Source organism: Streptomyces smaragdinus, from assembly GCF_009604385.1.
Lineage (GTDB): Bacteria > Actinomycetota > Actinomycetes > Streptomycetales > Streptomycetaceae > Streptomyces > Streptomyces smaragdinus.
Map to the genome: position 1 here is coordinate 21,802 of NZ_WEGJ01000041.1, position 25,992 is coordinate 47,793.

General features: G+C 71.9%; 23 protein-coding genes. 9 read left to right on the top strand and 14 right to left on the bottom strand.

All coding sequences use genetic code 11. From position 1 onward, the window contains the following. Nucleotides 1–139: 139 nt before the first annotated feature. The 7 genes from SRB5_RS30530 to SRB5_RS30560 form a co-directional block, all read right to left on the bottom strand. On the bottom strand, nt 140–1,189 hold the full coding sequence (locus tag SRB5_RS30530) for a BMP family lipoprotein (protein WP_153456709.1): 1,050 nt from the start codon (nt 1,187–1,189) through the stop codon (nt 140–142). Between the two features lie 219 nt (nt 1,190–1,408). Continuing rightward, nucleotides 1,409–2,479, bottom strand: a complete 1,071-nt coding sequence (locus SRB5_RS30535; protein ID WP_323378747.1) for a BMP family lipoprotein — start codon at nt 2,477–2,479, stop codon at nt 1,409–1,411. Nucleotides 2,480–2,614: 135 nt separating this feature from the next. After that, nucleotides 2,615–3,871, bottom strand: coding sequence for an amidohydrolase (locus tag SRB5_RS30540; protein WP_153456711.1), 1,257 nt, complete (start codon nt 3,869–3,871; stop codon nt 2,615–2,617). A 130-nt stretch (nt 3,872–4,001) separates the two neighbouring features. Continuing rightward, nucleotides 4,002–5,060, bottom strand: coding sequence for a hypothetical protein (locus SRB5_RS30545; RefSeq protein ID WP_153456712.1), 1,059 nt, complete (start codon nt 5,058–5,060; stop codon nt 4,002–4,004). Then, nucleotides 5,057–5,989: an N-acetylneuraminate synthase family protein gene (locus SRB5_RS30550; RefSeq protein WP_153456713.1), complete on the bottom strand. Its 933-nt coding sequence runs from the start codon at nt 5,987–5,989 to the stop codon at nt 5,057–5,059. Before SRB5_RS30550 ends, SRB5_RS30545 begins: the two co-directional genes overlap by 4 nt. A 36-nt stretch (nt 5,990–6,025) precedes the next feature. After that, on the bottom strand, nt 6,026–7,273 hold the full coding sequence (locus SRB5_RS30555; RefSeq protein WP_323378748.1) for an acylneuraminate cytidylyltransferase: 1,248 nt from the start codon (nt 7,271–7,273) through the stop codon (nt 6,026–6,028). Nucleotides 7,274–7,299: 26 nt separating this feature from the next. Further along, nucleotides 7,300–8,577 (bottom strand): DUF6716 putative glycosyltransferase, encoded by a 1,278-nt coding sequence (locus SRB5_RS30560; protein WP_323378749.1) that lies wholly within the window; start codon nt 8,575–8,577, stop codon nt 7,300–7,302. Nucleotides 8,578–8,763: 186 nt separating this feature from the next. Here SRB5_RS30560 and SRB5_RS30565 point away from each other — a divergent pair, with 186 nt between their 5' ends. After that, complete coding sequence (locus SRB5_RS30565) at nt 8,764–10,020, top strand: hypothetical protein (protein ID WP_153456714.1); 1,257 nt, start codon at nt 8,764–8,766, stop codon at nt 10,018–10,020. A 141-nt stretch (nt 10,021–10,161) separates the two neighbouring features. Then, on the top strand, nt 10,162–10,764 hold the full coding sequence (locus SRB5_RS30570) for a Uma2 family endonuclease (RefSeq protein WP_153456742.1): 603 nt from the start codon (nt 10,162–10,164) through the stop codon (nt 10,762–10,764). A 201-nt stretch (nt 10,765–10,965) separates the two neighbouring features. Here the strand turns inward: SRB5_RS30570 and SRB5_RS30575 are convergent, their stop codons facing one another. Next, entirely contained in the window at nt 10,966–11,625 is a 660-nt protein-coding gene (locus SRB5_RS30575) for a L,D-transpeptidase family protein (protein ID WP_323378750.1), read from the bottom strand. 424 nt (nt 11,626–12,049) lie between these two features. Here SRB5_RS30575 and SRB5_RS30580 point away from each other — a divergent pair, with 424 nt between their 5' ends. The 3 genes from SRB5_RS30580 to SRB5_RS30590 all read left to right on the top strand — a co-directional run bounded on the left by SRB5_RS30580 (nt 12,050) and on the right by SRB5_RS30590 (nt 14,503). Beyond that, nucleotides 12,050–13,636 carry an acyl-CoA mutase large subunit family protein gene (locus SRB5_RS30580; RefSeq protein WP_153456716.1) on the top strand — a complete coding sequence of 529 codons (1,587 nt, stop codon included), beginning with the start codon at nt 12,050–12,052 and terminating at the stop codon, nt 13,634–13,636. Nucleotides 13,637–13,721: 85 nt separating this feature from the next. Then, nucleotides 13,722–14,036: a type II toxin-antitoxin system HicB family antitoxin gene (locus SRB5_RS36020; protein WP_194293076.1), complete on the top strand. Its 315-nt coding sequence runs from the start codon at nt 13,722–13,724 to the stop codon at nt 14,034–14,036. After that, on the top strand, nt 14,033–14,503 hold the full coding sequence (locus SRB5_RS30590; RefSeq protein ID WP_323378751.1) for a hypothetical protein: 471 nt from the start codon (nt 14,033–14,035) through the stop codon (nt 14,501–14,503). The genes SRB5_RS36020 and SRB5_RS30590 overlap by 4 nt, the downstream gene beginning before the upstream one ends. Before the next feature lie 126 nt (nt 14,504–14,629). On the opposite strand, the gene SRB5_RS30595 is transcribed toward SRB5_RS30590, so the two are convergent. The 5 genes from SRB5_RS30595 to SRB5_RS30615 all read right to left on the bottom strand — a co-directional run bounded on the left by SRB5_RS30595 (nt 14,630) and on the right by SRB5_RS30615 (nt 18,664). Continuing rightward, entirely contained in the window at nt 14,630–15,388 is a 759-nt protein-coding gene (locus SRB5_RS30595; protein WP_153456717.1) for a succinate dehydrogenase iron-sulfur subunit, read from the bottom strand. Beyond that, nucleotides 15,388–17,148 carry a succinate dehydrogenase flavoprotein subunit gene (gene sdhA / locus SRB5_RS30600; RefSeq protein WP_153456718.1) on the bottom strand — a complete coding sequence of 587 codons (1,761 nt, stop codon included), beginning with the start codon at nt 17,146–17,148 and terminating at the stop codon, nt 15,388–15,390. Before sdhA ends, SRB5_RS30595 begins: the two co-directional genes overlap by 1 nt. 20 nt (nt 17,149–17,168) lie before the next feature. Further along, a complete protein-coding gene (locus tag SRB5_RS30605; RefSeq protein WP_153456719.1) occupies nt 17,169–17,636 on the bottom strand; it encodes a succinate dehydrogenase hydrophobic membrane anchor subunit in 468 nt (155 codons plus the stop codon). Nucleotides 17,637–17,644: 8 nt separating this feature from the next. Beyond that, nucleotides 17,645–18,025, bottom strand: a complete 381-nt coding sequence (gene sdhC, locus SRB5_RS30610) for a succinate dehydrogenase, cytochrome b556 subunit (protein ID WP_323378752.1) — start codon at nt 18,023–18,025, stop codon at nt 17,645–17,647. A gap of 216 nt (nt 18,026–18,241) precedes the next feature. Next, the gene (locus SRB5_RS30615) at nt 18,242–18,664 is read right to left on the bottom strand and encodes a 2-oxo-4-hydroxy-4-carboxy-5-ureidoimidazoline decarboxylase (RefSeq protein WP_267132624.1); all 423 of its coding nucleotides are present in this window, start codon (nt 18,662–18,664) and stop codon (nt 18,242–18,244) included. Nucleotides 18,665–18,938: 274 nt separating this feature from the next. Between SRB5_RS30615 and SRB5_RS30620 the strand changes: the two genes are divergently transcribed. Beyond that, entirely contained in the window at nt 18,939–20,543 is a 1,605-nt protein-coding gene (locus tag SRB5_RS30620) for a beta-N-acetylhexosaminidase (protein ID WP_153456721.1), read from the top strand. A gap of 63 nt (nt 20,544–20,606) precedes the next feature. Here the strand turns inward: SRB5_RS30620 and SRB5_RS30625 are convergent, their stop codons facing one another. Next, complete coding sequence (locus SRB5_RS30625; protein WP_323378754.1) at nt 20,607–23,279, bottom strand: FG-GAP-like repeat-containing protein; 2,673 nt, start codon at nt 23,277–23,279, stop codon at nt 20,607–20,609. Between the two features lie 472 nt (nt 23,280–23,751). Between SRB5_RS30625 and SRB5_RS30630 the strand changes: the two genes are divergently transcribed. Genes SRB5_RS30630 through SRB5_RS30640 form a run of 3 tightly spaced genes read left to right on the top strand, consistent with a single transcriptional unit; the run spans nt 23,752 to nt 25,963 of the window. Continuing rightward, nucleotides 23,752–24,345 (top strand): RNA polymerase sigma factor, encoded by a 594-nt coding sequence (locus tag SRB5_RS30630; RefSeq protein ID WP_407704004.1) that lies wholly within the window; start codon nt 23,752–23,754, stop codon nt 24,343–24,345. Next, on the top strand, nt 24,345–25,262 hold the full coding sequence (locus SRB5_RS30635) for a hypothetical protein (RefSeq protein WP_153456722.1): 918 nt from the start codon (nt 24,345–24,347) through the stop codon (nt 25,260–25,262). Before SRB5_RS30630 ends, SRB5_RS30635 begins: the two co-directional genes overlap by 1 nt. Continuing rightward, nucleotides 25,262–25,963 carry a hypothetical protein gene (locus tag SRB5_RS30640; RefSeq protein WP_153456723.1) on the top strand — a complete coding sequence of 234 codons (702 nt, stop codon included), beginning with the start codon at nt 25,262–25,264 and terminating at the stop codon, nt 25,961–25,963. The genes SRB5_RS30635 and SRB5_RS30640 overlap by 1 nt, the downstream gene beginning before the upstream one ends. Nucleotides 25,964–25,992 lie beyond the last annotated feature (29 nt).

Below are 25,992 nucleotides of genomic sequence, written 5' to 3' on the forward strand. Positions count from 1 at the left end.
TACGGGCGGGGGCTCACAGGGGAACGGTAGTGCCCACACGGGCATGCTACGCGCGTAGCGCCCGTGATCGAACCCCGACGGACAGGCAGGGACCTTCCGGACGGTTCCGGAGGCCCCTGCCCGCCTGATGCCGAGAGGTTTACGGCTCGGTCTTGACCGTGATCTCGCCGGACACGATCTTCGCCTTGGCGGCGTTGACCGCCTCGACGACGTCCGTCATCGCGGTGTAGGCCGGGTTGGACTCGGTGAGGCCGACGCCGTCGCCCTTGAGGCCGTAGCGCTGCTCGCCGGACTGCGGCTTCTTGTCGTGCACGGACTTGATCAGGTTGTAGACCGCGCCCGTGGCGTTCTTGGTGGCGGAGGCCAGGATCTTGTCCTTGAACTTCGCCAGGGTCGGCGCGTTGTACTGGTCGGAGTCGACACCGATCGCCCACTTGCCGGCGGTGGCGGCGGCCTCGATGGCGCCGTTGCCGGCGCCGCCCGCGGCGTGGTAGATCACGTCGGCGCCGGCGTCCAGCTGGCCCTCGGCGGCCGACTTGCCCTTCGCCGGGTCGGCGAAGCCGCTGAAGTCCGGCGGCTGGGTCAGGTACTTGACCTCGACCTTGACGGACGAGTCGGTGTCCTTCACGCCCTGGACGTAGCCCGCCTCGAACTTCTTGATCAGCGGGGTCTCGACACCGCCGATGAAGCCGACCGTCTTGGACTTGGTGACCTTCGCCGCAGCCACACCCGCGAGGTAGGACGCCTGCTCCTCGTTGAAGACGAGGTTGGCGATGTTCTTGCCCTCGACCGGGTCGTCGATGATGCCGAAGTTGGTCTTCGGGAACTTCTTGGAAACCTCGCCGACGGCCTTGGAGTAGACGAAGCCGACCGCGATGACCGGGTTGTAGCCCTTCTTCGCCAGGTCGGTCAGCCGCTGGATCTTGTCCGCGTCGGTCTCACCCTCGTTGGGCTCGACCTCCATGCCCTCCCAGCCGAACTCCTTCTTCGCCTGGTCGAAGCCCGCCGCGGCGGCGTCGTTGAACGACAGGTCGCCGCGGCCGCCGATGTCGTACGCGAGCGCGGCGCCCTTGTCGGCACCGCCCTTTCCGGAGTCGCCGTCGCCGCTGTCGTCGCCGCAGCCGGTGACTGTGAATGCAAGTGCCGCGGTCGCGATGCTCGCGACCGCCATCTGGGTTAGCCGACGCAAGAGAGGGCTCTCCTCGAGGGTGAAGGGGCGCGCTCCGGGATCCTCCCCCGGAGGGGTCCCATGACGCAGGTTGCGCCGCATCGTAACGCGCGTAGATGCGCGCGCGGAGAGCCTTGACCCGCCGTTATCGGATCGTCGTTAAAACCGGTCGGAGCGCGTGACACGAACCGGTGCCCGCCGGGTGAACCGACGGACACCGAGGGTGTGCGGACAGCTGTTCTATGGCGTGGTCCTGACTTTGATGTCGCCGTTGATGATCTTGTCGGTGGCGTCCTTCACCGCGGTCTGCACGTCCGCCATGTCCTGGAACGCCGGATTGGACTGGGAGAGGGAGACGCCGTCGTTCTTGAGCGTGTACGTGATCACGCCCGTTTCGGGCTTGCCGTCGTGGACGGATTTGCCCAGGTCGAACACCGCGCCCGAGACGTTCTTCATCACCGAGGTGAGGATCTGGTCCTTGTAGGCGGCCAGCCCCTTCTGCTGGTACTGGTCGGAGTCGACGCCGATCGCCCACTTGTCCGCCCCGGCCGTCGCCTCGATGACGCCCCGGCCGGCGCCGCCGGCGGCCTGGTAGATCACGTCCGCGTTCTGGTCGAGCTGGCCCTGGGCGGCCTCCTTGCCGAGGTCGGGCTTTTCGAAACCCGAGAAGTCCGGCGGCTGGCTCAGATACTTCGTCAGCACCTTCACCGAGTCGTCGGTGTCGGCGACGCCCTGTTTGTAGCCGGCCTCGAACTTCCTGATCAGCGCCGTCTCCACCCCGCCGACGAAACCGACGGTCTTGGTCTTGCTGACCTTCGCCGCCACGACGCCCGCCAGATACGAGCCCTGCTCCTCGGCGAAGACGAGGTTGGCGATGTTCTTCCCCTGCACCGAGGAGTCGTCGATGATGCCGAAGGTCGTGTCGGGGAACTTCGCGGCGACCTGCTTGACGGCCGGCGCGTAGACGAAGCCGACGGCCACGATCGGGTCGTAGCCCTTCTTGGCCAGGTCGGTGAGGCGCTGGGCCTTGTCGGCGTCGGACTCGCCGGCCGACGGCTCGGCCTCCTGGCCCTGCCAGCCGAACTCCTCCTTGGCCTTGTCGAAGCCGGCCGCGGCCGCGTCGTTGAACGACTGGTCGCCGCGGCCGCCGATGTCGTAGGCGAGCGCCATGCCCAGGTTGTCGGAGCCGGACCCGGAGCCCGAGCCGCCGCCGGAACCGGAGCCGCTGTCGTCGTCGCCGCAGGCGGTGGCCGTGAAGGCCAGCGCGGCTGCCGTGAGGACCGCGACGGCGAGATGGGGTACGCGACGCACGAGGCTTCCTTCTTTCTCTCTGCGAAAGCGCCTCTTCTCCAGGGACGGCGCCGATCTCGCCCGCAGCGTAACGCGGCATTTGCCCGTTTCGCCCGTTAGGTTGAGCCGTCCGGAGTGCGTCGGAGGAGTACGGGACTACAGGCGCCGGTCCGCGTCCAGGAGCGCCGCCGCGGTGAACAGCTCGACGCCCACCCGGATCGCCTCCTCGTCCACGTCGAAGTCGCCGGCGTGCAGATCGCGCGCCGCGCCCGTGTCGCCCGGCGGGCGGACGCCCAGGCGGGCCATGGCGCCCGGGACGTGCTCCAGGTACCAGGAGAAGTCCTCGCCGCCCAGCGACTGCTCCGTGCCCTCCACCGCGTCCGTGCCGCGCCGCGCGGTCATCGCGTCGGCCAGCAGCCGGGCGGTGGACGCCTCGTTGACCACCGGCGGCACGCCCTGGACGTAGGAGATGGACGCCTTCGCCCCGTGCAGCGCCGCGACCTCCTCGATCGCCGCGTGCACCAGGTCGGGGGCCCGGCGCCAGGTCTCGATGTCGAGCATCCGGCAGGTCCCGGACAGCTCCGCGTGCTGCGGGATGACGTTGCAGGCGTGGCCCGTCTCCAGCCGCCCCCACGTGACGGCCATCCCGGCGCGGGTGTCGACGCGGCGGGCGAGGACCGCCGGGACGTCGAGGGCGACGCGGGCGGCGGCGGTGACCAGGTCGGTCGTCAGATGCGGGCGCGCGGTGTGCCCGCCGGCGCCGTCCAGGCTGACCTCCAGCCGGTCGCAGGCGGAGGTGATGGCGCCGGTGCGCAGCCCGATCCGGCCGGCCTCCACCCGCGGGTCGCAGTGCACGGCGAGGATGCGGCCGACGCCGTCCAGCACCCCGTGCCCGATGGCGTCGGTGGCACCGCCCGGCAGCACCTCCTCGGCGGGCTGGAAGAGCAGCCGTACGGGCTGGGGCAGCCGCCCGTCGCGGGCCATCTCCGCCAGCACCAGGCCGGCGCCCAGGACGACGGCGGTGTGCACGTCGTGGCCGCAGGCGTGCGCGCGGTCGGGGAAGGTGGAGCGGTACGGCGTGGTCTTGGTGTCCGGGATGGGCAGCGCGTCGATGTCGGCGCGCAGGGCCAGCAGGGGCCGGGCGCCGTCCCAGGCGTCGGCCCCGATGTCGCAGATCAGCCCCGTGCCGGGCGGGAGCACGCGGGGCTTGAGGCCCGCCTGCTCCAGCCGGTGGACGAGGAGGGCCGTGGTGCGGAACTCCTGGTTGCCGAGCTCCGGGTGCATGTGCAAGTCACGGCGGAACTCGATCAGTTCGGCGCTCAGCTCCGGCGGCAGCGCGCCGGGCAGTCCTCCGTCGGAGTCGGAGCCGGAGGATGGGTCGGCGGGCGCCTCGCCGGCCGATGACGGCGACATCAGTTGGTTCACCTTTGACAGCGTAGAGCGCCAGGGGCCCCAACTGAGACTCGATCAGCAAAATTTCAGTCCGATGGGGGTTAACGCTCTACCCCGCTGGGTATCCTCCGCCCTCCTCCGCGTGTACTTGTCATGCTGCGGACGCAGCTGGGGGCAACTGCACCGATCTGGCGCCTTTCTCATGCTGTGCGGCCCCCGCGACCGTCGCGAGAAAGCCCTGCGCCCGCGGGGAGGCCTGCGCGGTGAGCCACTTCTCGTCGATCTCCACCACCGCGACCTTCACCCCGGTGCCCGCGAGGGCGAGGGGCAGGGTGTGCACCACGGTGGACGGGAAGCTGACGATCGTGTGCCCGATGGGCCCGCGCCGCGCGATCAACTCGAGCGGCAGGTCCGGCCGTACGATCTCCAGGCCCGTCGCCAGATGGATCGCGTGCAGCTTCTCCGCGCTCTCACGGCGGTGCGCGAAATAGCGTCCGACACCGTGCGCGCGGGCCAGCTGACCGACCGCGTCCAGATACCGGTCCGGATCGACGACACCCGTCTCGACCAGGGACGTTCCCACCAGATCCGTGTCCTTGGCGATCCGCGGCGGGCCGAATCTGGCGCGCGCCCAGGCGAATTCGCACCGGGTGACGTGGACGCCGTCCGGGGCCTCGACCGGCATCGAGCTGAACACCTCGACACGCCGGCCGGCCCGCGGGGTGAGGCGGCGGCGGGCGGCGCCCGACACGGGAGCGTAGGCCAGTGCGCGCACGCCGCCGCCGCGTCCGCTGCGGTGCCAGCGGACGAACCGCTCCCCCCGGGCCAGCTGGCCGACGAACTCCATGGTGGCCGTGCCGTCGTCGACGACCACGACCTCCGGCGGCCGGGCGAGGGCGAGGAGGAGCTGGATCCAGCGGGAGAAGGGGTCGCCGAGGACGAGCCGGCGGGCGGCCCGCAGGGGGCCCAGCAGCCGCTTCAGCGCGCCGGGACCGTCGCTGCGCGCCTCCTCCCAGCGCACGGTCAGCCCCTCGTCCGCGGCCAGCTCCGCCATCCGGCGCAGCTGGCCGCGGGACATGGGGTCACGGGGCGGGAGGACGACCACCGTGCACGGGGTGACGGTGCCTCCCAGATACGCCCACTCCAGGACGTTGAGCAGCTGCACCGGGCTCTCGACCAGTGCCAGAGTCTCTCCCGCCGCCGGGTTCATACCGCGACCGGCTCCTTCTCCGTACCCTCGGTCTCGGCGACGACGCCGGTGACGCGGCGCAGCTTCTTCATCGGGCCGAGCTCGCTCTCGTACACCTTCTTCACGCCGTCGCCGAGGGACGCCTCGATGGTGCGGATGTCGCGCACCAGCCGGGTCAGGCCCTGCGGCTCGACGGAAGCGGCCTGGTCGGAGCCCCACATGGCGCGGTCGAGGGTGATGTGCCGCTCGACGAAGACGGCGCCGAGCGCGACGGCGGCGAGGCTGGTCTGCAGGCCCGTCTCGTGGCCGGAGTAGCCGATCGGGACGTTCGGGAACTCGTTGTGCAGGGTGTGGATCATGCGGAGGTTGAGCTCCTCCGCCTTCGCCGGGTACGTGGAGGTGGCGTGGCAGAGCAGGATGTTGTCGCTGCCCAGCACCTCGACCGCGTGCCGGATCTGCTTCGGGGTGGACATGCCCGTGGAGAGGATGACGGTGCGGCCGGTGGCGCGCAGGGCGCGCAGCAGCTCGTCGTCCGTCAGGGAGGCCGAGGCCACCTTGTGGGCGGGGACGTCGAACTTCTCCAGGAAGGCGACGGCCTCGGTGTCCCACGGGGAGGCGAACCAGGCGATGCCGCGCTCCTTGCAGTGCTCGTCGATCTTCTGGTACTCGTCCTCGCCGAACTCCACCCGGTGGCGGTAGTCGATGTACGTCATCCGGCCCCACGGCGTGTCCCGCTCGATGTCCCACTGGTCGCGCGGGGTGCAGATCTCCGGGGTGCGCTTCTGGAACTTCACCGCGTCGCAGCCGGCCTCGGCCGCGACATCGATCAGCTTCAGGGCGTTGTCCAGCTCACCGTTGTGGTTGATGCCGATCTCACCGGTGACGTAGACCGGGTGACCCGGGCCCACGGGGCGGTCGCCGAGTGTGCGGAATCGAGGGGTGGGGCTCATGAGGGATGCTTCCTTACGGTTTTGTGTCTGCGGGGGTCAGAGGGAGGGGCCGAGGATCCACGAGGCGATCTCTCTGATCGCTCCGTCGCCCCCCGAGGCGGTGGTCACGGCACGGGCCGCGTCGCGCACCACGTCGTGCGCGCTGCCGACCGCGACGGGCCAGCCCACCAGGGCGAAACAGGGCAGGTCGTTCACGTCGTTGCCGGCGTAGAGGACCCGCGCGGGGTCGAGGCCGTGCTCGTCGCACCAGGCGCGAAGGGCCTCGGCCTTCTTGTCGATCCCGTGCAGCACGGGGATCCGCAGCTTGCGGGCCCGCGCGGCGACGACCGGGTTCTGCTCGGTCGACAGGACAAGCAGCGGCAGGCCGGTGTCGCGCAGGGCGGCGATGCCCAGGCCGTCGCCGCGGTGGACGGACACGAACTCGCGTCCGTCCGCGTCGATCAGCACCCGGTCGTCGGTCTGGGTGCCGTCGAAGTCGAGGACCACGGCGTCGATGTCGGCGCGCGTGGGAAGGTCCGCGGCGGTCGCGTCCAGCAGGGGTACGAGGGCGCGGGCGCGGGCCAGGTCGTGCGGGTCGTCGATCTCCAGCACGCGGGCCGGGTCCGTGCGGACCGGGGCGGTGCGGCCGAAGAAGCGGTGGCGGTGCTCGCGGAAGCCGTCGGCGCGCATCGCGTAGGCGGCGCCCGTCTCGAGGAGGTCCTGCGGGCGGTCCTGGCGGCGGGGGCGGTACGACTTGTCGTGGTTCACCCCGTAGCCGGTGGCGCCCAGGCGGGCGATGACCTCGGTGTCGCCGTGGGTCCGCTCGCGTTCCTCGGTCCCGGACGCCGGGGGCTCGTCCGCCTCGTCGCGCCAGAGGAAGCCGTGGAAGGGGGCGACGGTCAGGGCCGTGTCGGCGCCCTCCTCGAGCACCGCGCGGGCCACCGCGTCGACGTCCCCGGCGGTGAGGAAGGGGCTGGTGCACTGGGCGAACACGATGGTGTCGACGGTGCGTCCGGTCCGGGACTCGAAGGCGTCCACGGCATGCAGCACGGCCGCCTCGCTGGTCGCCGTGTCCCCGGCGATGTCCGCCGGGCGCTCGACGACCTCCGCGCCGGCCGCGCGGGCGGCGGCGGCGATCCCGGCGTCGTCCGTGGAGACGACCACGTCCGTCACCGCCGACGCCCCGGCGCAGCGGCGGACCGCGCGGGCGACGAGGGAGGCGCCGCCGACCGTGGCGAGGTTCTTGCCGGGGACCCCTTTGGATCCGCCGCGGGCGGGGATGACGGCCAGCACGGTGGGTGGCACAGGTGCTCCTTCGGTTGCTCGGCTGTTCACAGGGCCCCCATCCGCCGGATCAGCGGGGCCACGCGCTGCACGCCGGAGCGGTACGCCCCGCGGGCGGCGCGGCGCACCACGGTGCGGGCGGCGCGGCGCGCGGCGCTCTCCTTCACGGCGTCGGCGCGCAGCGCGCTGCCGTCCGGGGCGAAGCCGTAGCGGGCCAGCAGCGGCGGCAGGAAGCCGGGGGCGGTGCGGGGGGTGAGCCAGGGGGTGAGCGGGGGGCGTTCGGTCGCGGTCAGGGCGGCGATCCGGGCCCGTACCGCGGTGTACGCGGGGTCGGCGGCGCCGTGCCGGGCGACCCAGGCGGGGTCGGGCTCGGGGAGCTCGCCGGCGTCCAGCTGGTCCCAGGAGGCGTAGCAGCCGGAGCCGAGGAAGTAGTGGTTGCCCAGCGGCTCGCGGATGCCCAGGTCGGTGAGCACGGCCGTGGGGATGCTGCGGTGCAGGGACTCCAGGGCGGCCGTGGAGCTCACGGTGACCAGCAGGTCGGTGCGGTCGAGCAGCTCGCCCATGTGCCCGTACACCAGACGGCAGTTGGCGGGCAGCCCGCCGGGCAGCTTCTCCGCGAGCCGCTGGTACGGGGCCTCCTCGACGTGCGTGGTGTGCTCGCCGGGGCGGCTGCGGAGCTTGACCAGCACCTCGCGCTCCGGGTGGGCGCGGGCGTGCCCGACGGCGCGGCGCAGCAGGTAGGCGCGCTCGGGGCGGCTGTCGGGCACGGAGGGCTGGACGGCGAAGACGACGGTGTACGGGCGGGTCGCGTCCGGCTCGTACGGCTTCCCGCCGAGGAACGGCAGCCCGGCCTCCACCACGCTCGCGGCGTCGGCGCCGATGCCCGCGTACACCTCGCGGAAGCGCTCCGCGTCGTGCCGGCTGTTGGCCAGGACCACGTCGGCGCCGTGGCGCAGCAGCAGACCGTCGGGCAGCTTCTCGTAGACGACGCCCACATAGCCCGTCACGACGACCGGGCGGCGCTCGAGGCGGGCGAGGCCGTGCAGCAGCGCCTGCACGCCGCGGCCGACGCAGGCGAGGACGACGACGTCGTACTCCCGCGCACGCTCGGTGAACTCGGGGCCCGTCACCTCTCCCGCGACCTCCACCCCGACGCCCGTCTCCGCGAGCTGGCGCGGGGTGGGAGTGGCCCGGCCGCGCAGCAGGAAGCCGTCGGCCGACGCGGCGGGAGCCATGCGGCGGGCGGCGAGCACACCCCATTTCCAGCGGGTGTCGGAATCCGCGATGACCGCTGTTCGAAGGGGCGTGGGGGAGTTGTCGAGCACGACGCAGACGCTAGGCACGCATTCCAGTTGATGGCCCAACGCCGTCGGTACAGCCGGTTAACAACACATCGCCGAATGGCGAATCCGGACGGCGGCACCCGCTGTTCACCGTGGGGCGGCCGGTAGTTCACCGAGATGACCGCCGGGGGCCCGAAAGCCCTTGTGCGGGCGCTCTATCGTGCTGCTGTGGCAGGTACCCGCTCCGATTTTCCCGGGCTTCAGATCTTCTCCGCCGCGTCGCCTTTCGCGGTCGCGATGTTCGCGGCGGCCGTCGACGCGGGGCAATTCCCGCGCGGCGGCCGGCGGATTCTGGTGGTGACGAAATCCCCGGCCCCGCTTTCCGGAATGCCGGGGTTCGACGAACTCGGTACGCGCTTCGACGCGGTCGTCACCTGGGACGACGTCGTCGCGCCGCTGTCCCCGGCCCACTGGCGGGTGCGCGGGGAGGACGTGCCGGTCTGGGAGCGTCAGCTGCGGCGGTGGTGGGAGCTCGGGGAGGAGCCCGCGGGCCTGGTGCTCGACGGGCTCACCGGCCAGTCCCTGGCCCTGGCCCGGATCTTCGCCTCGGCGCAGCTCACGGTCTGCGCGGGCGGCGCGGAGGCGTACGGCGCGACGCCGGCGAAGGTGGCGCGGACGGTGGGGCTGCGGGTGCGGCGGCTGCTGCACCTCGGGCTGCTGCCGGGGACTTCGCCGCTGTACCTGAGCGAGTTCGGGGTGCCCGCCTCGGCGCTGCCCGCGTCGGCCGTACGGGACGTGATGCCGTCGGTGCCGCTGCCGGGCGGCGTGCCCTCCGGCGACAGCGCGCTGCTGGTCGCGCCGACGGAGGAGGAGCTGTGCGAGCTGCTGCTGCTTGCCCGGGCGGCGGGGTACGGCCCCGTGGTCGCTCTGGGTACGGGGCGGCTGCGGGCGCTGGAGCGGGCGGCGCGTGAGCAGAGCGCGCCGCTGACGGTGCTCGAGCCGCCGTACCTCGTCGAGTCGGTGTGCGCGGCGCTGCGCCCGGCGGCGCTGTTCACCCCGGACGCGACGCTGCTGCTGCGGGCGCGGGCGCTGTACGGCGTCACGCCGGTGCTGCACCCCGCGCACACCTCCGCCGAGCCCCTGGCAGCGGCGGCGGCCTCCGCCCCGCCCGACCCGCCGGCGCTGGCGGCCCTGGCGGGCACGCTGGCGTACGTCCACCAGCCCCGCGTCTACCCGGCCCTGCGCGCCCAGGCCACGGCGTACCTCCGCACCACCCGCGTCCCGTCCCTCCCCCGCCGCCGCCTCATAGCCCTCGGCCTCCCCGGCGGCGCCCCCGCGCCCCTCCGCCCCCTCCTGCGCACCTCGACGGTCCCCCGCGCGGCCCGCGCGGTCCTGCGCAACCGGACGGTCCGCCGCTCGGCGAAGCGGCTGCTGGCGAGCAGCGGGGCGGCGCGGAAGGTGGCGCGGCGGGTGAAGGGGCTGTAGGGCTGCGCCACATCGACGCGCGACCTCCCCTAACGGGTGAATACGGCCTTACGAGACGTAGTGGGTCGGGCGGCCCTACGATGATGTTCTCGGCACTACCCGGGGAGGCACGTGATGGCGACCGCTGTTGAGAGGCATGGGATGTCCGCAGCCGATGAGCGCCCCGAGTCCGCGCTTTCGCTGGCCGCGGCGGCCGACCTGCTGTCGGAGGCACACCCGGGGTTTCGCGTCGAGATCATCGGAGGCCAGATCCTCGTGTCCCCGCCCGCAGACGGCCTGCACGCGCGTGCGCTGACGCGCCTCATGGCTCCATTCCTGACAGCGGGTCCGATCGGCGAGGGATTTGAGGTGCTCCAGGCCGTCGGCCTGTGGCTGCCGACCGGCGCCGAGGACTACGCGATTCCCGACCTGGCGATCGTGGACGCAGACTTCTACGAGCATCGCGTCGGGAAGAATTGCTACGACCCCGTCGTCTTCCGACTGGTACTCGAGGTCACGTCCAGCAACTATCGAACCGACCTGCGCACGAAGGTTGCCGCCTACGCCGACGCGCAGGTCCCGGTGTACGTCATCGTGGACCGTAAGCATGACCGCCTGCACGTACTGACCGAGCCCGAGGGTTCGGACTACGCCAGCCACGAGATTCATCCCCGAGGCCAGCTCGTCGCTCTCCCCGACTCGATTGGTGCCAAGGTGACCCTGGACGTGACGGCCCTGCTGGACGCCGCCACCCTCGGCGAGTGACCCCTCAAGAGACCGTTGACCTGCGAGTGTGACGTTTTTGAGGGCTCCGGCGCTGAATGGAGTGTGCCGACTGGTCATCGGCCCGAGCGGAGCCGGGGTTCCCCCCGTACCTACGGCTTCGCGAAGTGAAGGCGCGGGCGGAGTGCGTTCCCCCAACTCCGCCCGCGCCGCTCTTCGTTCCGGCCTCCCGGCCCCACCGCCTCAGCGGTAGATGACCACCTTCGTACCGATCGCCACCGCGTCGAAGAGCGCGGCGATCTTCGCCCGGTCCCGGACGTTCACGCAGCCGTGCGAGGCGCCGTTGTAGCCGCGGGCCGCGAAGTCCGCCGAGTAGTGCACCGCCTGGCCGCCGTCGAAGTACATCGCGAACGGCATCGGCGAGTTGTACAGCCGCGACCAGTCGTCCCGGACCTTGTTGTAGATGTAGTGCGTGCCCTCCCGCGTCGGCGTGGCCGCCGCGCCGAAGCGGACGTCCATCGACGACAGCACCTTGCCGTCGCTCATCCAGCGCAGCGAGTTGCTGGTCTTGGAGATGCACAGCACCCTGCCGGTCATGCACCGCGGATCGGGGGCGTCCAGCGCGCCCGGCGCCGGGGCGTACAGCTGCGCGTGCGTCGGCTCCGTGGTCATGTTCAGCAGCCGCTGCCAGGTCACCTCGTCCACGGTGCCCGTCTTCGGCAGCCCCCGCTTGCCCTGGAAGCCCTTGACGGCCGACGTGGTGACCGACCCGTACTGGCCCGTCGGCGCCGCGTTGAACCACGCGATCTGCCGCAGCCGAGCCTGGAGCTCACGCACCTGGCCGCTCTTGTCGCCGGGCCGCATGAGGATCTTCGGCGGTTTCTTCTTCGTCGCGCTCGGCAACGGCGTCACCGCGGCCGAGGGAGACGTGGAGGCGGACGGCGAATGGGACGCCGAGGGGCTGGCCGACGGCGACGGCGACTGCGTGGCAGGCGCTGTCGACCCGGCCGGTGGCGAGGGGTCCTCGGACGCCCCCGCCGTCGCGGAGCAGCCTGCGGCCGCTCCCACAGTTATGAGAGCAGCCGCGACGGCGGCGGCCGCTCTGCGCATGGTGTGTCTCGTCACACCCCATAGACGCTTCGACCCCACCCCTGGGTTGCATTACAAAGTGGCATCGACCTGCTGCTTTACGCCGCGTGACCACCCCCGCGTCCCCCTGCCGGGGCGCTGTGAGCAAGGTCCCAGCGTGGAGGACTCCACCCGCCGCACGGTGCTGGCTACAGTCCGTGGTGGCGGACGACCAGACGAGCGGGAGGCGGCACAACCTATGGCGCGGCAATCGGAGTCGGGGCTGCCCATCGAGCCGGTGTACGGGCCGAAGAGCCTGGCCGAGGCCGGATGGGACGCGGCGGAGAAGCTCGGCGAGCCCGGCTCGTACCCCTTCACCCGGGGTGTCTACCCCTCCATGTACACCGGCCGGCCCTGGACGATGCGCCAGTACGCGGGCTTCGGCACCGCCGTGGAATCCAACGCGCGGTACAAGCAGCTGATCGCCAACGGCACGATGGGCCTGTCCGTGGCGTTCGACCTGCCCACCCAGATGGGCCACGACTCCGACGCGCCGCTCGCGCACGGTGAGGTCGGCAAGGTGGGCGTGGCGATCGACTCCGTCGACGACATGCGGGTGCTGTTCGGCGGGATCCCGCTGGACAAGGTGTCCACGTCGATGACGATCAACGCGCCCGCGGCGCTGCTGCTGCTCATGTACCAGCTCGTCGCCGAGGAGCAGGGCGTCGAGGCCGGGCAGCTGACGGGCACCATCCAGAACGACGTGCTGAAGGAGTACATCGCCCGCGGCACGTACATCTTCCCGCCGAAGCCCTCGCTGCGGCTGATCGCGGACATCTTCCGCTACTGCAGGGCCGAGATCCCCAAGTGGAACACGATCTCGATCTCCGGCTACCACATGGCCGAGGCTGGCGCCTCGCCCGCGCAGGAGATCGCGTTCACCCTGGCCGACGGCATCGAGTACGTCCGTACCGCGGTGGCCGCCGGGATGGACGTGGACGACTTCGCGCCGCGGCTGTCGTTCTTCTTCGTCTCCCGTACGACGATCCTCGAGGAGGTCGCGAAGTTCCGGGCGGCCCGGCGGATCTGGGCGCGGGTGATGAAGGAGGAGTTCGGGGCGAAGAACCCGAAGTCGCTGATGCTGCGGTTCCACACCCAGACCGCGGGCGTGCAGCTCACCGCGCAGCAGCCGGAGGTCAACCTGGTGCGGGTCGCCGTACAGGGGCTGGCGGCTGTCCTGGGCGGGACGCAGTCGCTGCACACCAACTCCTTCGACGAGGCCATCGCGCTGCCCACGGACAAGTCGGCGCGGCTCGCGCTGCGGACGCAGCAGGTGCTGGCGTACGAGACGGACGTGACGGCGACGGTGGACCCGTTCGCCGGGTCGTACGTCGTGGAGTCGATGACCGACGACGTCGAGGCGGCGGCGCTGGAGCTGATGGCGAAGGTCGAGGAGATGGGCGGGGCGGTCGCGGCCATCGAGCGGGGCTTCCAGAAGGGCGAGATCGAGCGCTCGGCGTACCGGATCGCGCAGGAGACGGACAGCGGCGAGCGGGTCGTCGTCGGCGTCAACCGCTTCCAGCTCGACACGGAGGACCCGTACGAGCCGCTGCGCGTCGACCCGGCGATCGAGGCCCAGCAGGCGGCCCGCCTCGCCGCGCTGCGCGCGGACCGCGACAACGCGGCGGTGGACGCGGCGCTGGCGGCCCTGCAGCGGGCGGCCTCGGGCACGGAGAACGTCCTGTACCCGATGAAGGAGGCCCTGCGCGCCCGCGCCACGGTGGGCGAGGTCTCCAACGCGCTGCGCGAGGTGTGGGGGACGTACGTTCCGTCGGAGGTGTTCTGAGGACCCCGCCGCCCGGGCCTGGCGCTCCAGCCACGGCCCGGCGGCGGCGCCCCTCAGCGGTAACACGCCGCGTTACCGTGGCCGCATGGCGATCGTCCGGTTTTCGGTGAGCATGCCGTCCGAGGTGCGCGACAGGATCAAGGCGCACGCGGCCGCGGCCAACCTCGACGTGTCGGCGTTTCTGGCCGTCGCGGCAGTGGCGCAGATGGACGCACAGGATCGGGTGGGGCGGATACTGGCTCCGTTCGAGGAGGCCCGGGCCGAGGCCGAGGCCGCCGCGGCTGACGCCGCCGCCGACAGCTGGACGGACGGGATGGTCCTCACCGCCGAGGAGCAGGCCGAGGTCAACCGGATTCTCGGCCGTCCCCCCGCGGACGGCGGCGGTGCGACGGCCGCGTGAGCGTCATCGTCTACGACACCGGCATGCTGATCGCCCTGGTGAACCAGGACCGCCGGGCTCGAGCCCGGCACGCGGGCTTCGTCGCGGCGGGCGGACACCCGGCGGTCGTACCCGGCCCCGCGCTCTCGCAGGCGTGGCGGACCAGCCCCAAGACCGCCTACGCGTGGAAGCGGCTGCTGGCCGAGACCTTCGTGCTGCCGGCCGGGCGGGCATGCCGGCCGGACGAGGCCCAGCCGGGGTTCCTGCCGTGCACCGCCGGGCTCGGCGTGGAGGACTGGAAGACCGTCGGCGACATCCTGGGCAAGGCGACGCTGCCGCCGAAGAAGCGGCCGGACCCGGTGGGTGCCCTGTCCGTCCTCATCGCCGCCAAGCACGGCGGGGGTACGGTCATGACCTCCGACGCCGACGACATCGAGGCATACGCGGCGACCGTGGAGGGCTGCGAGATCGTCGTCACGTCGGTCTGACCGACCGCCCGCAGGGCGTCCAGGGACTTGCGGGCCTCCGGGCGCCCGAGCGGCGGCCGACACCGGACGCACGAACCCCGCCCCCTGCCGCGGCAGGAAGCGGGGCTCGGTGACCGGACCGGAAGGTCAGAAGCGGCGCGTGATCAGCGCCCGCTTCACCTCCTGGATCGCCTTCGTGACCTCGATGCCGCGGGGGCACGCGTCCGTGCAGTTGAACGTCGTACGGCAGCGCCAGACGCCGTCGCGGTCGTTCAGGATCTCCAGCCGCTGCTCCCCCGCCTCGTCGCGCGAGTCGAAGATGAAGCGGTGGGCGTTGACGATCGCCGCCGGGCCGAAGTACTGGCCGTCGTTCCAGAACACCGGGCAGGACGAGGTGCACGCCGCGCACAGGATGCACTTGGTCGTGTCGTCGAAGCGGGCGCGGTCGACGTCGGACTGGAGGCGCTCGCGCGTCGGCTCGTTCCCCTTGGTGACCAGGAACGGCATGACGTCCCGGTACGCCTGGAAGAACGGCTCCATGTCGACGACCAGGTCCTTCAGGACCGTCAGGCCCTTGATGGCCTCGACCAGGATCGGCTTCTCGGGGTTGAGGTCCTTGATGAGGGTCTTGCAGGCGAGACGGTTCTTGCCGTTGATCCGCATCGCGTCGGACCCGCAGATGCCGTGCGCGCAGGACCGGCGGAACGTGAGCGTCCCGTCCTGCTCCCACTTGATCTTGTGGAGGGCGTCCAGGACGCGCTCCTTCGGGTCCATCTCGACCAGGAAGTCCTGCCAGACGGACTCGGCGGAGATCTCCGGGTTGAACCGGCGGATCCGCATGGTGACGGTGATGTAGGGGGACGCCGCCGACTCGGCCTCGACCTTGTCCAGAACGGGAGTGCTCATCAGTACTTACGCTCCATCGGCTGGTAGCGGGTCACGACGACCGGCTTGTAGTCGAGCCGGACGGAGTCGTTGCCGTCCGCGTCGACCTCCCGGTACGCCATCGTGTGCCGCATGAAGTTGACGTCGTCGCGGGTGGGGTAGTCCTCGCGGTAGTGACCGCCGCGGGACTCCTTGCGGGCGAGTGCGGAGATCGCCATGACCTCGGCGAGGTCCAGCAGGTTGCCCAGCTCGACGGCCTCCAGCAGATCGGTGTTGAACCGCTTGCCCTTGTCCTGCACGGACACGTTCTTGTACCGCGCGCGCAGCTCCGCGATCGTGTCGACGGCCGTCTTGATGGTCTGCTCCGTACGGAACACCATCACGTTGGCGTCCATGCACTCCTGCAGCTCGCGCCGCAGGTCCGCGACCCGCTCGGAACCGGTGGACTCCCGCAGGCCCTCGATCTGCGCGAGCACGCGCTCGGCGGGGTTCTCGGGGAGTTCGACGAAGTCGGCCTTCGCCGAGTACTCCGCGGCGGCGATGCCCGCGCGGCGGCCGAAGACGTTGATGTCCAGCAGCGAGTTGGTGCCGAGGCGGTTGGCGCCGTGCACGGACACGCAGGCGACCTCGCCGGCGGCGTACAGGCCCGGCACGACGGTGGTGTTGTCGGAGAGCACCTCGCCCTCGACGTTGGTCGGGATGCCGCCCATGGCGTAGTGCGCGGTCGGCTGGATCGGGATCGGGTCCGTGTACGGCTCGATGCCCAGGTACGTCCGCGCGAACTCGGTGATGTCCGGCAGCTTGGCGTCCAGCTGCTCCGGCGGCAGGTGCGTGAGGTCGAGGTAGACGTGGTCGCCCTCGGGACCGCAGCCGCGGCCCTCCCGGATCTCCGTGTAGATGGAGCGGGACACGACGTCGCGGGAGGCGAGGTCCTTCATGACGGGCGCGTACTTCTCCATGAAGCGCTCGCCGTCCTTGTTGCGCAGGATGCCGCCCTCGCCGCGGGCGCCCTCGGTGAGGAGGATGCCCATGCGCCAGATGCCGGTCGGGTGGAACTGGAAGAACTCCATGTCCTCCAGCGGCAGCCCGCGCCGGAACACGGCCGCCTGGCCGTCGCCGGTGAGGGTGTGCGCGTTGGACGTCACCTTGAAGAACTTGCCGGTCCCGCCGGAGGCGTAGATCACCGCCTTGGCCTGGAAGACGTGGATCTCACCGGTGGCCAGCTCGTACGCGACGACGCCCACGGACTTCTTGACGCCCGTCTCCGGGTCCTCCGCCAGCAGCTGGTCGAGGACGTAGAACTCGTTGAAGAACTCCACACCCTCCTTGACGCAGTTCTGGTAGAGCGTCTGCAGGATCATGTGGCCGGTACGGTCCGCGGCGTAGCACGCCCGGCGGACCGGGGCCTCGCCGTGGTTGCGGCTGTGGCCGCCGAAGCGGCGCTGGTCGATGGTGCCGTCCGGGGTCCGGTTGAACGGCAGGCCCATCTTCTCCAGGTCGAGGACCGAGTCGATGGCCTCCTTCGCCAGGATCTCGGCGGCGTCCTGGTCGACCAGGTAGTCACCGCCCTTGATCGTGTCGAAGGTGTGCCACTCCCAGTTGTCCTCCTCGACGTTCGCGAGGGCGGCGGCCATGCCGCCCTGGGCGGCGCCGGTGTGGGAGCGGGTCGGGTAGAGCTTGGTGAGCACGGCGGTGCGGCTGCGCTTCGTCGCCTCGATGGCGGCGCGCATGCCGGCGCCGCCCGCGCCGACGATGACGGTGTCGTACTTGTGGATCTTCATTGCGTTCGTTACCTCAGCCCTCAGCGGATGTTCGGGTCGAAGGTGAAGATCACCAGCGTGCCCAGCAGGACGGTGAAGACGGTCGCCGTGTACAGCAGCATCTTCAGCCAGAAGCGCGTGCCGTCCTTCTCCGCGTAGTCGTTGATCACCGTGCGCAGGCCGTTGGAGCCGTGCAGCATGGCCAGCCAGAGCATGGCCAGGTCCCAGATCTGCCAGAACGGCGAGGCCCAGCGGCCCGCCACGAAGGCGAAGCTGACCTTCGACACACCGCCGTCCAGGACCAGCTGGATCAGCAGATGGCCCAGCACCAGGACGACGAGCACGATGCCCGACAGGCGCATGAACAGCCAGCCGTACATCTCGAAGTTGCCGCGGGTCGACTTGGGCGTGCGGCCGGTCCGCTTGCGCGGGGGCTCGATCACGGGGGCGGGGTTGTCGACACTCACCGCCGCCGAGGAGTCCGTCATCTGGATCTCAGAAGTGCTCATGTCCTGCCTCAGCTCCCGAACAGCTCACGTGCGGCGTGGCCGAGGACGGGGTAGATCGCCCCGGCCATCAGCACCACCCAGATGCCGACGACGATCCAGAGCATCTGCTTCTGCAGACGCGGGCCACGGGACCAGAAGTCGACGGCGATGACGCGCAGGCCGTTCAGGGCGTGGAAGAGGACGGCGGCGACGAGGCCGTACTCCAGCACGGCCACGAGCGGCGTCTTGTAGGTGCCCACGACCTCGTCGTAGGCCTCGGGGGAGACGCGGACGAGTGCGGTGTCCAGGACATGCACGAACAGGAAGAAGAAGATGAGGACGCCGGTGACTCGATGAGCCACCCAGGACCACATGCCTTCCCGGCCGCGGTACAGCGTTCCAGCCGGCACGGAAAAACCCTCCGGTGCGTTGAAGGGGGTACAGCCGGCCTTGTGTGTCGGTCAATACCCGGCCGGGTACGGTCCTCCGGCCGTGGCCATCGTAGCGACGCGCCGCCCATTACCCCGCCCGGGGGGCGCCAGTGTGATCGATCAGGCACGGACGTCACTCGGATGTCGGATAGTTCGGCATATGACCCACTCCAACGGCCGATATCCGGACCCCGGTCAGCGCTGTGCGGTGCTGAGGGTCCGCCTGCTGAGCCGGGTGAGCCGGCCGCGGGCAAGCTTGCGCAGCTCCTCGGCGGTGACGACGAGCTCCTCGTCGCGGCCGTGGGAGAGCCGGGTGCGGATGCCGGCGAGGACCTGGTCGAGGTGCTCGGACGGCTCGTAGGCGTCGAGACAGACGACGAACACGTGTCCGAAGCGGCTCTCGTACGCGGCGTTCGCCGCCTGCCACGCGGTGTGCGCGGCGAGGCTGGGGAGGGCCGGCGGGCGGGCCGCGCGCTCCAGGGCCAGGGCCTCGCCCAGGTCGGCGGGGGTGAGGTCGTACGCCGCCTCGTCCGCGGCGGCGAGCAGGGCGCCGAGGTCCGGGTAGGGGCGGTGGGCCGTGAGCCGGCGGGCCCAGCGGTGGCTGGCGCAGCAGAGCATGAGCGCGGCCTCGGCGTCCGCCGGTGCGGCTGTGTTGAGGGCGTCGAGGCCGGGCAGGGCTCGCTCCTGTTCGGTGGCACGGGAGGTGGGGCTACTCAGTCGAACGACGATGCGTCACGGTAACGGAGGAACCGAACGATCCGCCGTCCGAACCGTGAACTTCACCCGGACGGGGAGGTTTGGGCACATCACGGCTGCTCGGAGGCTTGGGTGAGCGGGGGCGGGGCGAGGCGTCTAGCGTCGGGGGAGGGGCCGTAAGCCGCTGGAGGTACCGATGAAGTCCGTGTGGCGCGCGATACGCCGCGTCCCTGCGCCGTCCCGCCCGGCGGCCCTCGGCGTGAGCGCCCTCGTGGTGCTCCTCGCCGGCGTCCTCCTGCTCCCCGGCGGCGGCGCCCCCCAGGACAGCGCGGCGGTGTGGGGGGCGATACGCCGGCTGCCGGCCGTCCCCGCCGAGGCCCCCCGGACGGTGCCCGCCGTCCGCGCGTACACCCCCGGCACCGGCCCCGGCTGGCGCCCCTCCCCCGTGACCCGGGTCGTCGCGCCGGCCGGGGGCGTCCTGGCGGACGAGGCGCGCCGCCTCGCCGGTGAGCTGGACGTCCGGCAGAGCACCGGCCCGGCCCGTACCGGCGACGTCCGGCTCGCCCTGGACGCCGACGTGCCGGGTGGCCGCGAGGCGTACCGGATCCGCGTCCCCGCCGACGGCCCCGCCGAGATCACCGCCCCCTCCGACGCCGGCGTCTTCTACGGCACCCGCACCCTGCGCCAGGCCGTGCGCACCGGCGGCGGGCTGCCGCCGGGGGTGATCGAGGACCGGCCGGACCGGGCGCAGCGGGGGTTCATGCTGGACGTCGCGCGCAAGCACTACCCGCGGGCGTGGATCGAGGCCCGGCTGCGCGAGCTCGCGGAGCTGAAGTACAACCAGTTCGGCCTGCACTTCTCCGACGACCAGGCCTTTCGCGTACAGAGCGACAAGCACCCCGAGATCGTCTCCGACCCGCATCTGACGAAGGCCGACGTCCGCCGCATCGTGCGGACCGCGGGCGCGCTGCACATCGAGGTCATCCCGGAGATCGACTCCCCCGGTCATCTGGGCGCCGTCCTGGCCGCGCATCCGTCGCTGCAGCTGCGCGACGGGGCCGGCGAGGCCGTGCTCGGGGCGATCGACGTGACGAAGCCCGCGGCGCGGAAGTTCTTCGACGAGCTGCTGACGGAGTACGTGCCCCTGTTCCCCGGCCGCTACTGGCATCTGGGCGGCGACGAGTACGCCCCGCTGCTGAGCGCCGACCCCGAGGCGCGCTACCCGGCCCTGGCAGCTGCCGCGCGCAAGGAGTACGGGCCGAAGGGGCGGATCCAGGACCTCGCGGTGGGGTGGCTGAACGACCGGGGCGAGCTGCTGCTCGACCACGGCAAGCGGCTCAAGGCGTGGAACGACGGGATCTATCCGGCCGGGGTGGCCCGGACGCCCAGGGACCGCGAGGTCGAGTACTGGACGGGCAAGGAGTACGGGGCCCGCCCGCCGTCGCCGTACCTCGAGGAGGGGCGGCGGCTGGTGAATGTCAACGACGAGTACCTGTACTACGTCCTCGGTCAGCCGAACGAATTCGTCTACCCCACCGGCCGGCGGATCTACGAGGAGTGGACCCCCGCGGTCCTGCGCGGCACCACGCCGGTGCCCGCCGCGCTGGCCGGCCCGGACCGGGTCCTCGGCGCGCGGCTCGCGGTGTGGGGCGACGTACCGGGGGCGCAGACGGCGGACCAGGTGGCGGCGGGGATCCGGCTGCCGCTGGCGGCGCTGGCGCAGAAGACCTGGGACCCCCGGCGGCCGGCGCTGCCGTGGGCGCGGTTCCGGGCGCTGGCGGTGGAGGTGCGGGGGTCGTGAAACGGGGCCGGCCCCTCCCCCGCGGCTGCGGTGGAGGGGCCGGCCGGTGTGCTGCCCGGAGGGTTACGGGGCGAGCACCGCGCCGATCCGCAGATCGGCGGCGACGCCCAGCGAACCCTTGCCGTAGTAGACGCCGCCGGCGTTGCTGATGCCCGCCGAGCCCGCGTCCAGCTGGAGGATCGTGCCGTCGTTGGTGTCCTCGCCGTCCGCGCCGATCGCGAGGTCGGCCCGGCCGTAGCCCGACAGGTCGGCCAGCTGGACCTCGGCGCCGAGGCGGTCGCCCGCCTCCGCGCTGCCCGCGATGCCCGAGGTGTCCGCGGTCCAGGCCAGCCCGCCGGACGGGTTCAGACCGCTGGAGGAGCCCTTGAACAGCCAGGCCATACCGGCGTCGGCCTTGGTGCCGACGTCTTCGCCGGGGGCGCCGGTCAGGACGTCGCCGTAGCCGTCGCCGTTGTAGTCGCCGACCGCGACGGAGAAGCCCATCGCGTCGTTGCTCTCGGAGCTGCCCTCGACGCCGGTGGTGTTCTGGTGGATCGTCTTCTTCACCGTGGTCGAGGTCCAGCCGCCGGTGGCGCCCAGCAGCGTGGTGATCTGGCCGCCGGTGTTCCCGGCCGACTCGGCGCTGTACGCCTGGCCGACGACGAGGTCGTCGATCATGTCGCCGTTGATGTCGCCGGCGGCGACGGAACGGCCGCCCGGGGTGGCCAGGACGCTGCCCTTGACCAGGCCGGTGGCGGAGCCCTTGAAGCTCAGCAGCTTGCCCTTGCCGGCCGTGTCGCGGTAGTTCAGCACCACGTCGGCGTAGCCGTCGCGGTTGAAGTCGCCGCTGGTCGCGGCGGTGTAGGCGATCGCGCCGGTGGCGGTGGTGACCGTACCGGTGGTGACCTTGGCGGTGGCGCTGTCGCGCACCCACCAGGCGCCGCCGGTGCCGGTGCCGGCGGAGAAGATGTCCGCCTTGCCGTCGCCGTTGAAGTCACCGACGGCGGTGGTGGAGCCGGCCTTGGCACCGGCCTTGGTGCCGGCGAAGGAGCCGCCGGTGGTGAGGCCGGGACCGTACAGGAAGGTGACGTTGCCGACGTCCGTCTGGGTCGCCGTACCGTCCTCGCCCGGGGCGCCGGCGACGAGGTCGGCGACGCCGTCGCCGTTCAGGTCACCGGCGGAGACGGCGCTGCCGAAGGCGTCGCCGGACTCGCTGGAGCCGGGGACACCGGCGCTGTTCTGCGTGAGGTTGAGCCGGCCGCCGGTCACGGGGCCGTCGTCGCCGCCGGGGAGGATGCTCACCAGACCGGCCGAGGAGCTGGCCTTCGGCACTCCGGCGAACATGTCGCCGATGCCGTCCTTGGCCGCCTTGCCGGAGGCGGAGCGCAGGTCGGTGGTCGCCAGCGCGTGCGAGATACCGGGGGCGACGGCGGCGTTACGGATCTTGCCGAGGCGCTCGTACAGCTTGGTGCCGGGGCAGGCGGTGTTGTAACCGTCCTTGTGACCGGCTATCCGGTAGAAGGTCTGCTTGAGACCGGTGGGCACCGGCTCATCCGTTTTTTCGTCCACCGTCATCTGGGCCAGCGTGACCTGGCTGTTGGCCTTCACGCCGTACTGGCCGAGCTTCCATGCCGCGACCCGGGCGACGGAGTCCATCGCCGCGCGGGTGGGGATGTCGGTGGTGTACGTGCCGAGGACGGCGATGCCCGTCGAGTAGCTGTTGTAGCCCTCGGTGTGCGCGCCCTTGACCGGCAGGTCCATGCCGCCGCTCATGCCCTCGAAGACCTGGCCGCACTTGTCGACCAGGAAGTTGTAGCCGATGTCCTTCCAGCCGTTGTGGTCGACGTGGAAGAGGAAGTCCGCGCGGATCAGCTGCGGGGACTGGGCGCAGGTGTAGTTGGTCGCGTCGGTCGTGTGGTGGACGAACGCGACGTCGATCTTGTCGAGGTACTCGATCGGGTTGTCGTCGGCGATGTTCGCCGCGACGCGCGCCTCGTCGGCGGCCGTCGCCCAGCTGGAGCGCGGCTTGATCGGGGGCTTGACCACGGTGGACGGCCGCGGGGCCGGCGGCGCGGGCGGGGGCTCCTCGCCGGGCGGCTCCTCGGTCTGCGTGGGCTCGGCGGTCGCCGTCGGCTCCGTGGTCTGCGTCGGCTCCGTGGTCGCCGTGGGCTCGGTGGTCGCCGTGGGATCCGTCGTCGGGTCCGTCGTCGCCGTCGGATCCGTGGTCACCGACGGGTCGGCGGTCGGCGTGTCCTGTACGGAGTACGCCGCCGTCTCGAAGTCGTCCGACCCCGGCTCCGCCGCCTTGGCCTCCGCGGGCGTCACGCCCGGGTCCACCAGGACCAGCTCCATGCCGGCCGGCAGCGGGCTCTCCGTGGCGTCCTCGGCGACGACCTTCGCCTCGGCGGCGTCGGACGGACCGACCCAGCGCGTGGCGGAACCGCCGCGTATCTCCGAGGTCGCGTCGTCCGGCAGGTCCGTCTGCTCCTCGAGCGGCAGCCACTCGGTCCACTCGCCGGTCTCCAGCGACCGGGTGCGCACCTGGACGCTGCCGTCCAGCTGCTGCGTGGCCTTGTCCCAGCTCAGACCGACCAGCGAGAACTGCTGGGTCTCGGTCTTCCCGAGCTGCTTCTTGCCCTTGGTGCCCGTCAGGTCGAGCGCACGCACACTGGACTTACGCGCCTCGACCGGCTTGGGCCCGCCCGGACCGTCCTCGCCCGCGACCGCGATGGTGACGGCCCCCGCGCCACCGAGCACGACCGCGCCGAGCGTGATCCAGGCCCTCCGTTTCAGACTCAGCGGCCTGTAGGCATGCGCTTTCCTCTTGAACACGAAGCTACCTCTCCGGTCTCATCCGTCACATGTGGCCCCGTCTCCGACCAACCGGGTTCCGGATTGGTTGTACGGGGAGAGCTGACGCGCCCGTAAACGCCTGAAATGTGACGACCGGGGCCGCTACCCCCCACAGGAGAGACCCCGGCCGTCGCTCAGGGATCGGACCGGCGTTCGAGCCAGTCCGTATACCGTTCAGCGCCGGACGCCCCGGAATTGTCACACCCGCCCCCCGGACGCCCTCCCACCGGTCCGTACCATCGCTCTGTCCCACTCCCCTGGACGTGGGGTGTCCCGGCCACGTAGCGTTCTGAAGCCCGCATTTACCTGCGGGCCACAGACATGCAGACCCGGCCCAAACGCGGCCGGACGTCCGGGGGTTACAGAACTGACCGCAGTGCACAAGGACGACGTGGCGCTCACCGCTGCGGTGCGCTCGGCGCAGAAAGGGGACGAGGCCGCCTTCCGCGCCGTCTACCGGGCGGTCAACCCCCGGTTGCTCGGCTATGTGCGCACCCTCGTCGGTGAGGGCGACGCCGAGGACGTGGCCTCGGAGGCGTGGCTGCAGATCACCCGTGATCTCGCGGGGTTCAAGGGCGACGCCGACCAGTTCCGCGGCTGGAGCGCCCGCATCGCCCGCAACCGCTCGCTCGACCACATCCGCGCGCGCTCGCGCCGGCCGGCGATCGGCGGGGACGAGACGGAACTCACGGACCGCGCCGCCGCGTCGGACACGGCGGCCGAGGCGATGACGGCGCAGGCCACGCGCCGCACGCTCTCGCTCATCTCCCGACTGCCGCGCGGCCAGGCGGAGGTGGTCACCCTGCGGGTGGTCATGGGCCTTGACGTGAAACGTACGGCGGAGATCCTCGGCAAGCGGCCGGGGGCCGTCCGCACGGCCGCGCAGCGGGGTCTGAAGCAGATCGCGGAGTGGCTGGAAAGCGACAGCGGTGTGACGGAAACGGCGGCACGGACGCTTAAGGGAATGTGATGGCCGAGAAGCCCCTCGGATGGCTGGACGAGGATGCCGCGGAGCATTTGCTGCGCGGCGAATCCGTCCTGCCCTCCCCGGGTACGGCCCGGGACGTGGCGGAGGCCGAGCGGCTCGCCGCGTTCCTCGCGACGCTCGCCGACACCGGCCGGCGGTACCCGGACGACGCGTACGCGCCCGGCCAGGAGGCGGCCGTGGCCGCGTTCCGCGCCGCCCGCCGGGAGACCTCGCACGGCTTCGGAACAGCCCTGTTCGCCCTGGTCCGCCGGATCCGTCCGCTGCGGGCGGCCGCCGCGGTGACGCTGCTGGCGTGCACGGCGGGCGGGATGGCGGTGGCCTCCACGGCCGGTCTGTCGCCGTTCACCGACACGCCGGCGAAGCCGCCGGCGACCGTCTCGCCGCTGCCGGGGACCTCCATGCCCGCGGCCGGCGGCAGCGCCACCCCGGGAAACGATTCTTCGCCGTCCGCGGACCCGGACGGACACAGGTCCGGCGACCCGGACAACAGCGGTCCGGGGCCCGACGCCAAGGAGAACAGCGGCAAGGACGCCACGCCCCCGCCGAGCGCCGCGCAGCTCGAGGACGACTGCCGCGCCTTCGTCACCGAGCAGACCCGGGGCGAGCGCCCGGACCGGGAGACGATGAACCGGCTGAACAAGGCGGCCGGCGGGACGTCGAAGATCGGCCCGTACTGCGACGGGCTCCTCGGCTCCCCGGGCGGCTCCACCGCGGACGAGTCGCCGGACGGCCCGGCCACCGCGAGCCCCGACTCCACGCTGTCCGACCCGAACGACGGGCCGGTGCCGGACGCCGGCTCACCGACCTCGCCGGACAAGGCGGTGGACAGCGCCCCGCAGGACGCCGAGCCCGCGGCCGGCACCGGTGAGACCACCGCTCCCACGGCCGCGACGGACTGATGGCGGACGCCTGGTCCGTCGGCCGGCGCAGCCGTCTGTGGCTGGCGCTGCCGGTCACGGTCCTGCTCGTGGCGCTGCTGTACGACCGGTGGGGCGGCCCCGTGACGGACCGCCTCTTCCCTCCCCCGCCCCCGCCGAAGACCCCCGTGGCGCTGCCGGGCGGGGGCACCGCGCGGCTCGCGGACTGCGGGAAGGGCGAACCGGGGGCGCTGGAGAGCAAGGGGCTCGTGCTGCACTCCTACGGGTCGAGCAGCGTAGGAGGGCCGCACCGGCCGCCGACCGACAGCGACGGCCTGATCGGCAAGCTGGAGTTCACCATCGACCTGGGCGTCGAGCGCACACGCACGGCCGGCGAAGGCACCCGCGGCTACCGCGCCGACGTGGAGTTCTGGGGCCCGCACGGACTCGGGCTGCTGGCCCGGGCGAAGGACCTGTCCCCGGAGATCTACGACCGGGCGGCGGCCAAGCGGATGGGCGCCGACGCGCCCCCGGTCCCCGACGACTACACGGTCCTCACCATCGTGCTGCCGCGCGAGGCCCTCTGTCCGGGGCTCGACTTCCCCGATCTGTCGGCGGGCCACCCGTCCGGCAGCAACCAGATCGAGGACTACCCGTCGCTGCGCCTCACCGTCGAGGACGTGGCGACAGGCGAGCGTTTCACAGCGTCGGAGCCGGACCTGCCCGCCCCTCTCACCGCGTAACCCCGTGTGACGCACGGCATACGGGTCTC

Bases quoted from the DNA above. Each gene is read 5' to 3' on its own strand.
- SRB5_RS30540 (WP_153456711.1), bottom strand. From the start codon at position 3,871: ATGTCGCCGTCATCGGCCGGCGAGGCGCCCGCCGACCCATCCTCCGGC.
- SRB5_RS30545 (WP_153456712.1), bottom strand. From the start codon at position 5,060: ATGAACCCGGCGGCGGGAGAGACTCTGGCACTGGTCGAGAGCCCGGTG.
- SRB5_RS30550 (WP_153456713.1), bottom strand. From the start codon at position 5,989: ATGAGCCCCACCCCTCGATTCCGCACACTCGGCGACCGCCCCGTGGGC.
- SRB5_RS30570 (WP_153456742.1), top strand. From the start codon at position 10,162: ATGTCCGCAGCCGATGAGCGCCCCGAGTCCGCGCTTTCGCTGGCCGCG.
- SRB5_RS30580 (WP_153456716.1), top strand. From the start codon at position 12,050: ATGGCGCGGCAATCGGAGTCGGGGCTGCCCATCGAGCCGGTGTACGGG.
- SRB5_RS36020 (WP_194293076.1), top strand. From the start codon at position 13,722: ATGGCGATCGTCCGGTTTTCGGTGAGCATGCCGTCCGAGGTGCGCGAC.
- SRB5_RS30595 (WP_153456717.1), bottom strand. From the start codon at position 15,388: ATGAGCACTCCCGTTCTGGACAAGGTCGAGGCCGAGTCGGCGGCGTCC.
- sdhA (WP_153456718.1), bottom strand. From the start codon at position 17,148: ATGAAGATCCACAAGTACGACACCGTCATCGTCGGCGCGGGCGGCGCC.
- SRB5_RS30605 (WP_153456719.1), bottom strand. From the start codon at position 17,636: ATGAGCACTTCTGAGATCCAGATGACGGACTCCTCGGCGGCGGTGAGT.
- SRB5_RS30615 (WP_267132624.1), bottom strand. From the start codon at position 18,664: ATGCTCTGCTGCGCCAGCCACCGCTGGGCCCGCCGGCTCACGGCCCAC.
- SRB5_RS30620 (WP_153456721.1), top strand. From the start codon at position 18,939: ATGAAGTCCGTGTGGCGCGCGATACGCCGCGTCCCTGCGCCGTCCCGC.
- SRB5_RS30635 (WP_153456722.1), top strand. From the start codon at position 24,345: ATGGCCGAGAAGCCCCTCGGATGGCTGGACGAGGATGCCGCGGAGCAT.
- SRB5_RS30640 (WP_153456723.1), top strand. From the start codon at position 25,262: ATGGCGGACGCCTGGTCCGTCGGCCGGCGCAGCCGTCTGTGGCTGGCG.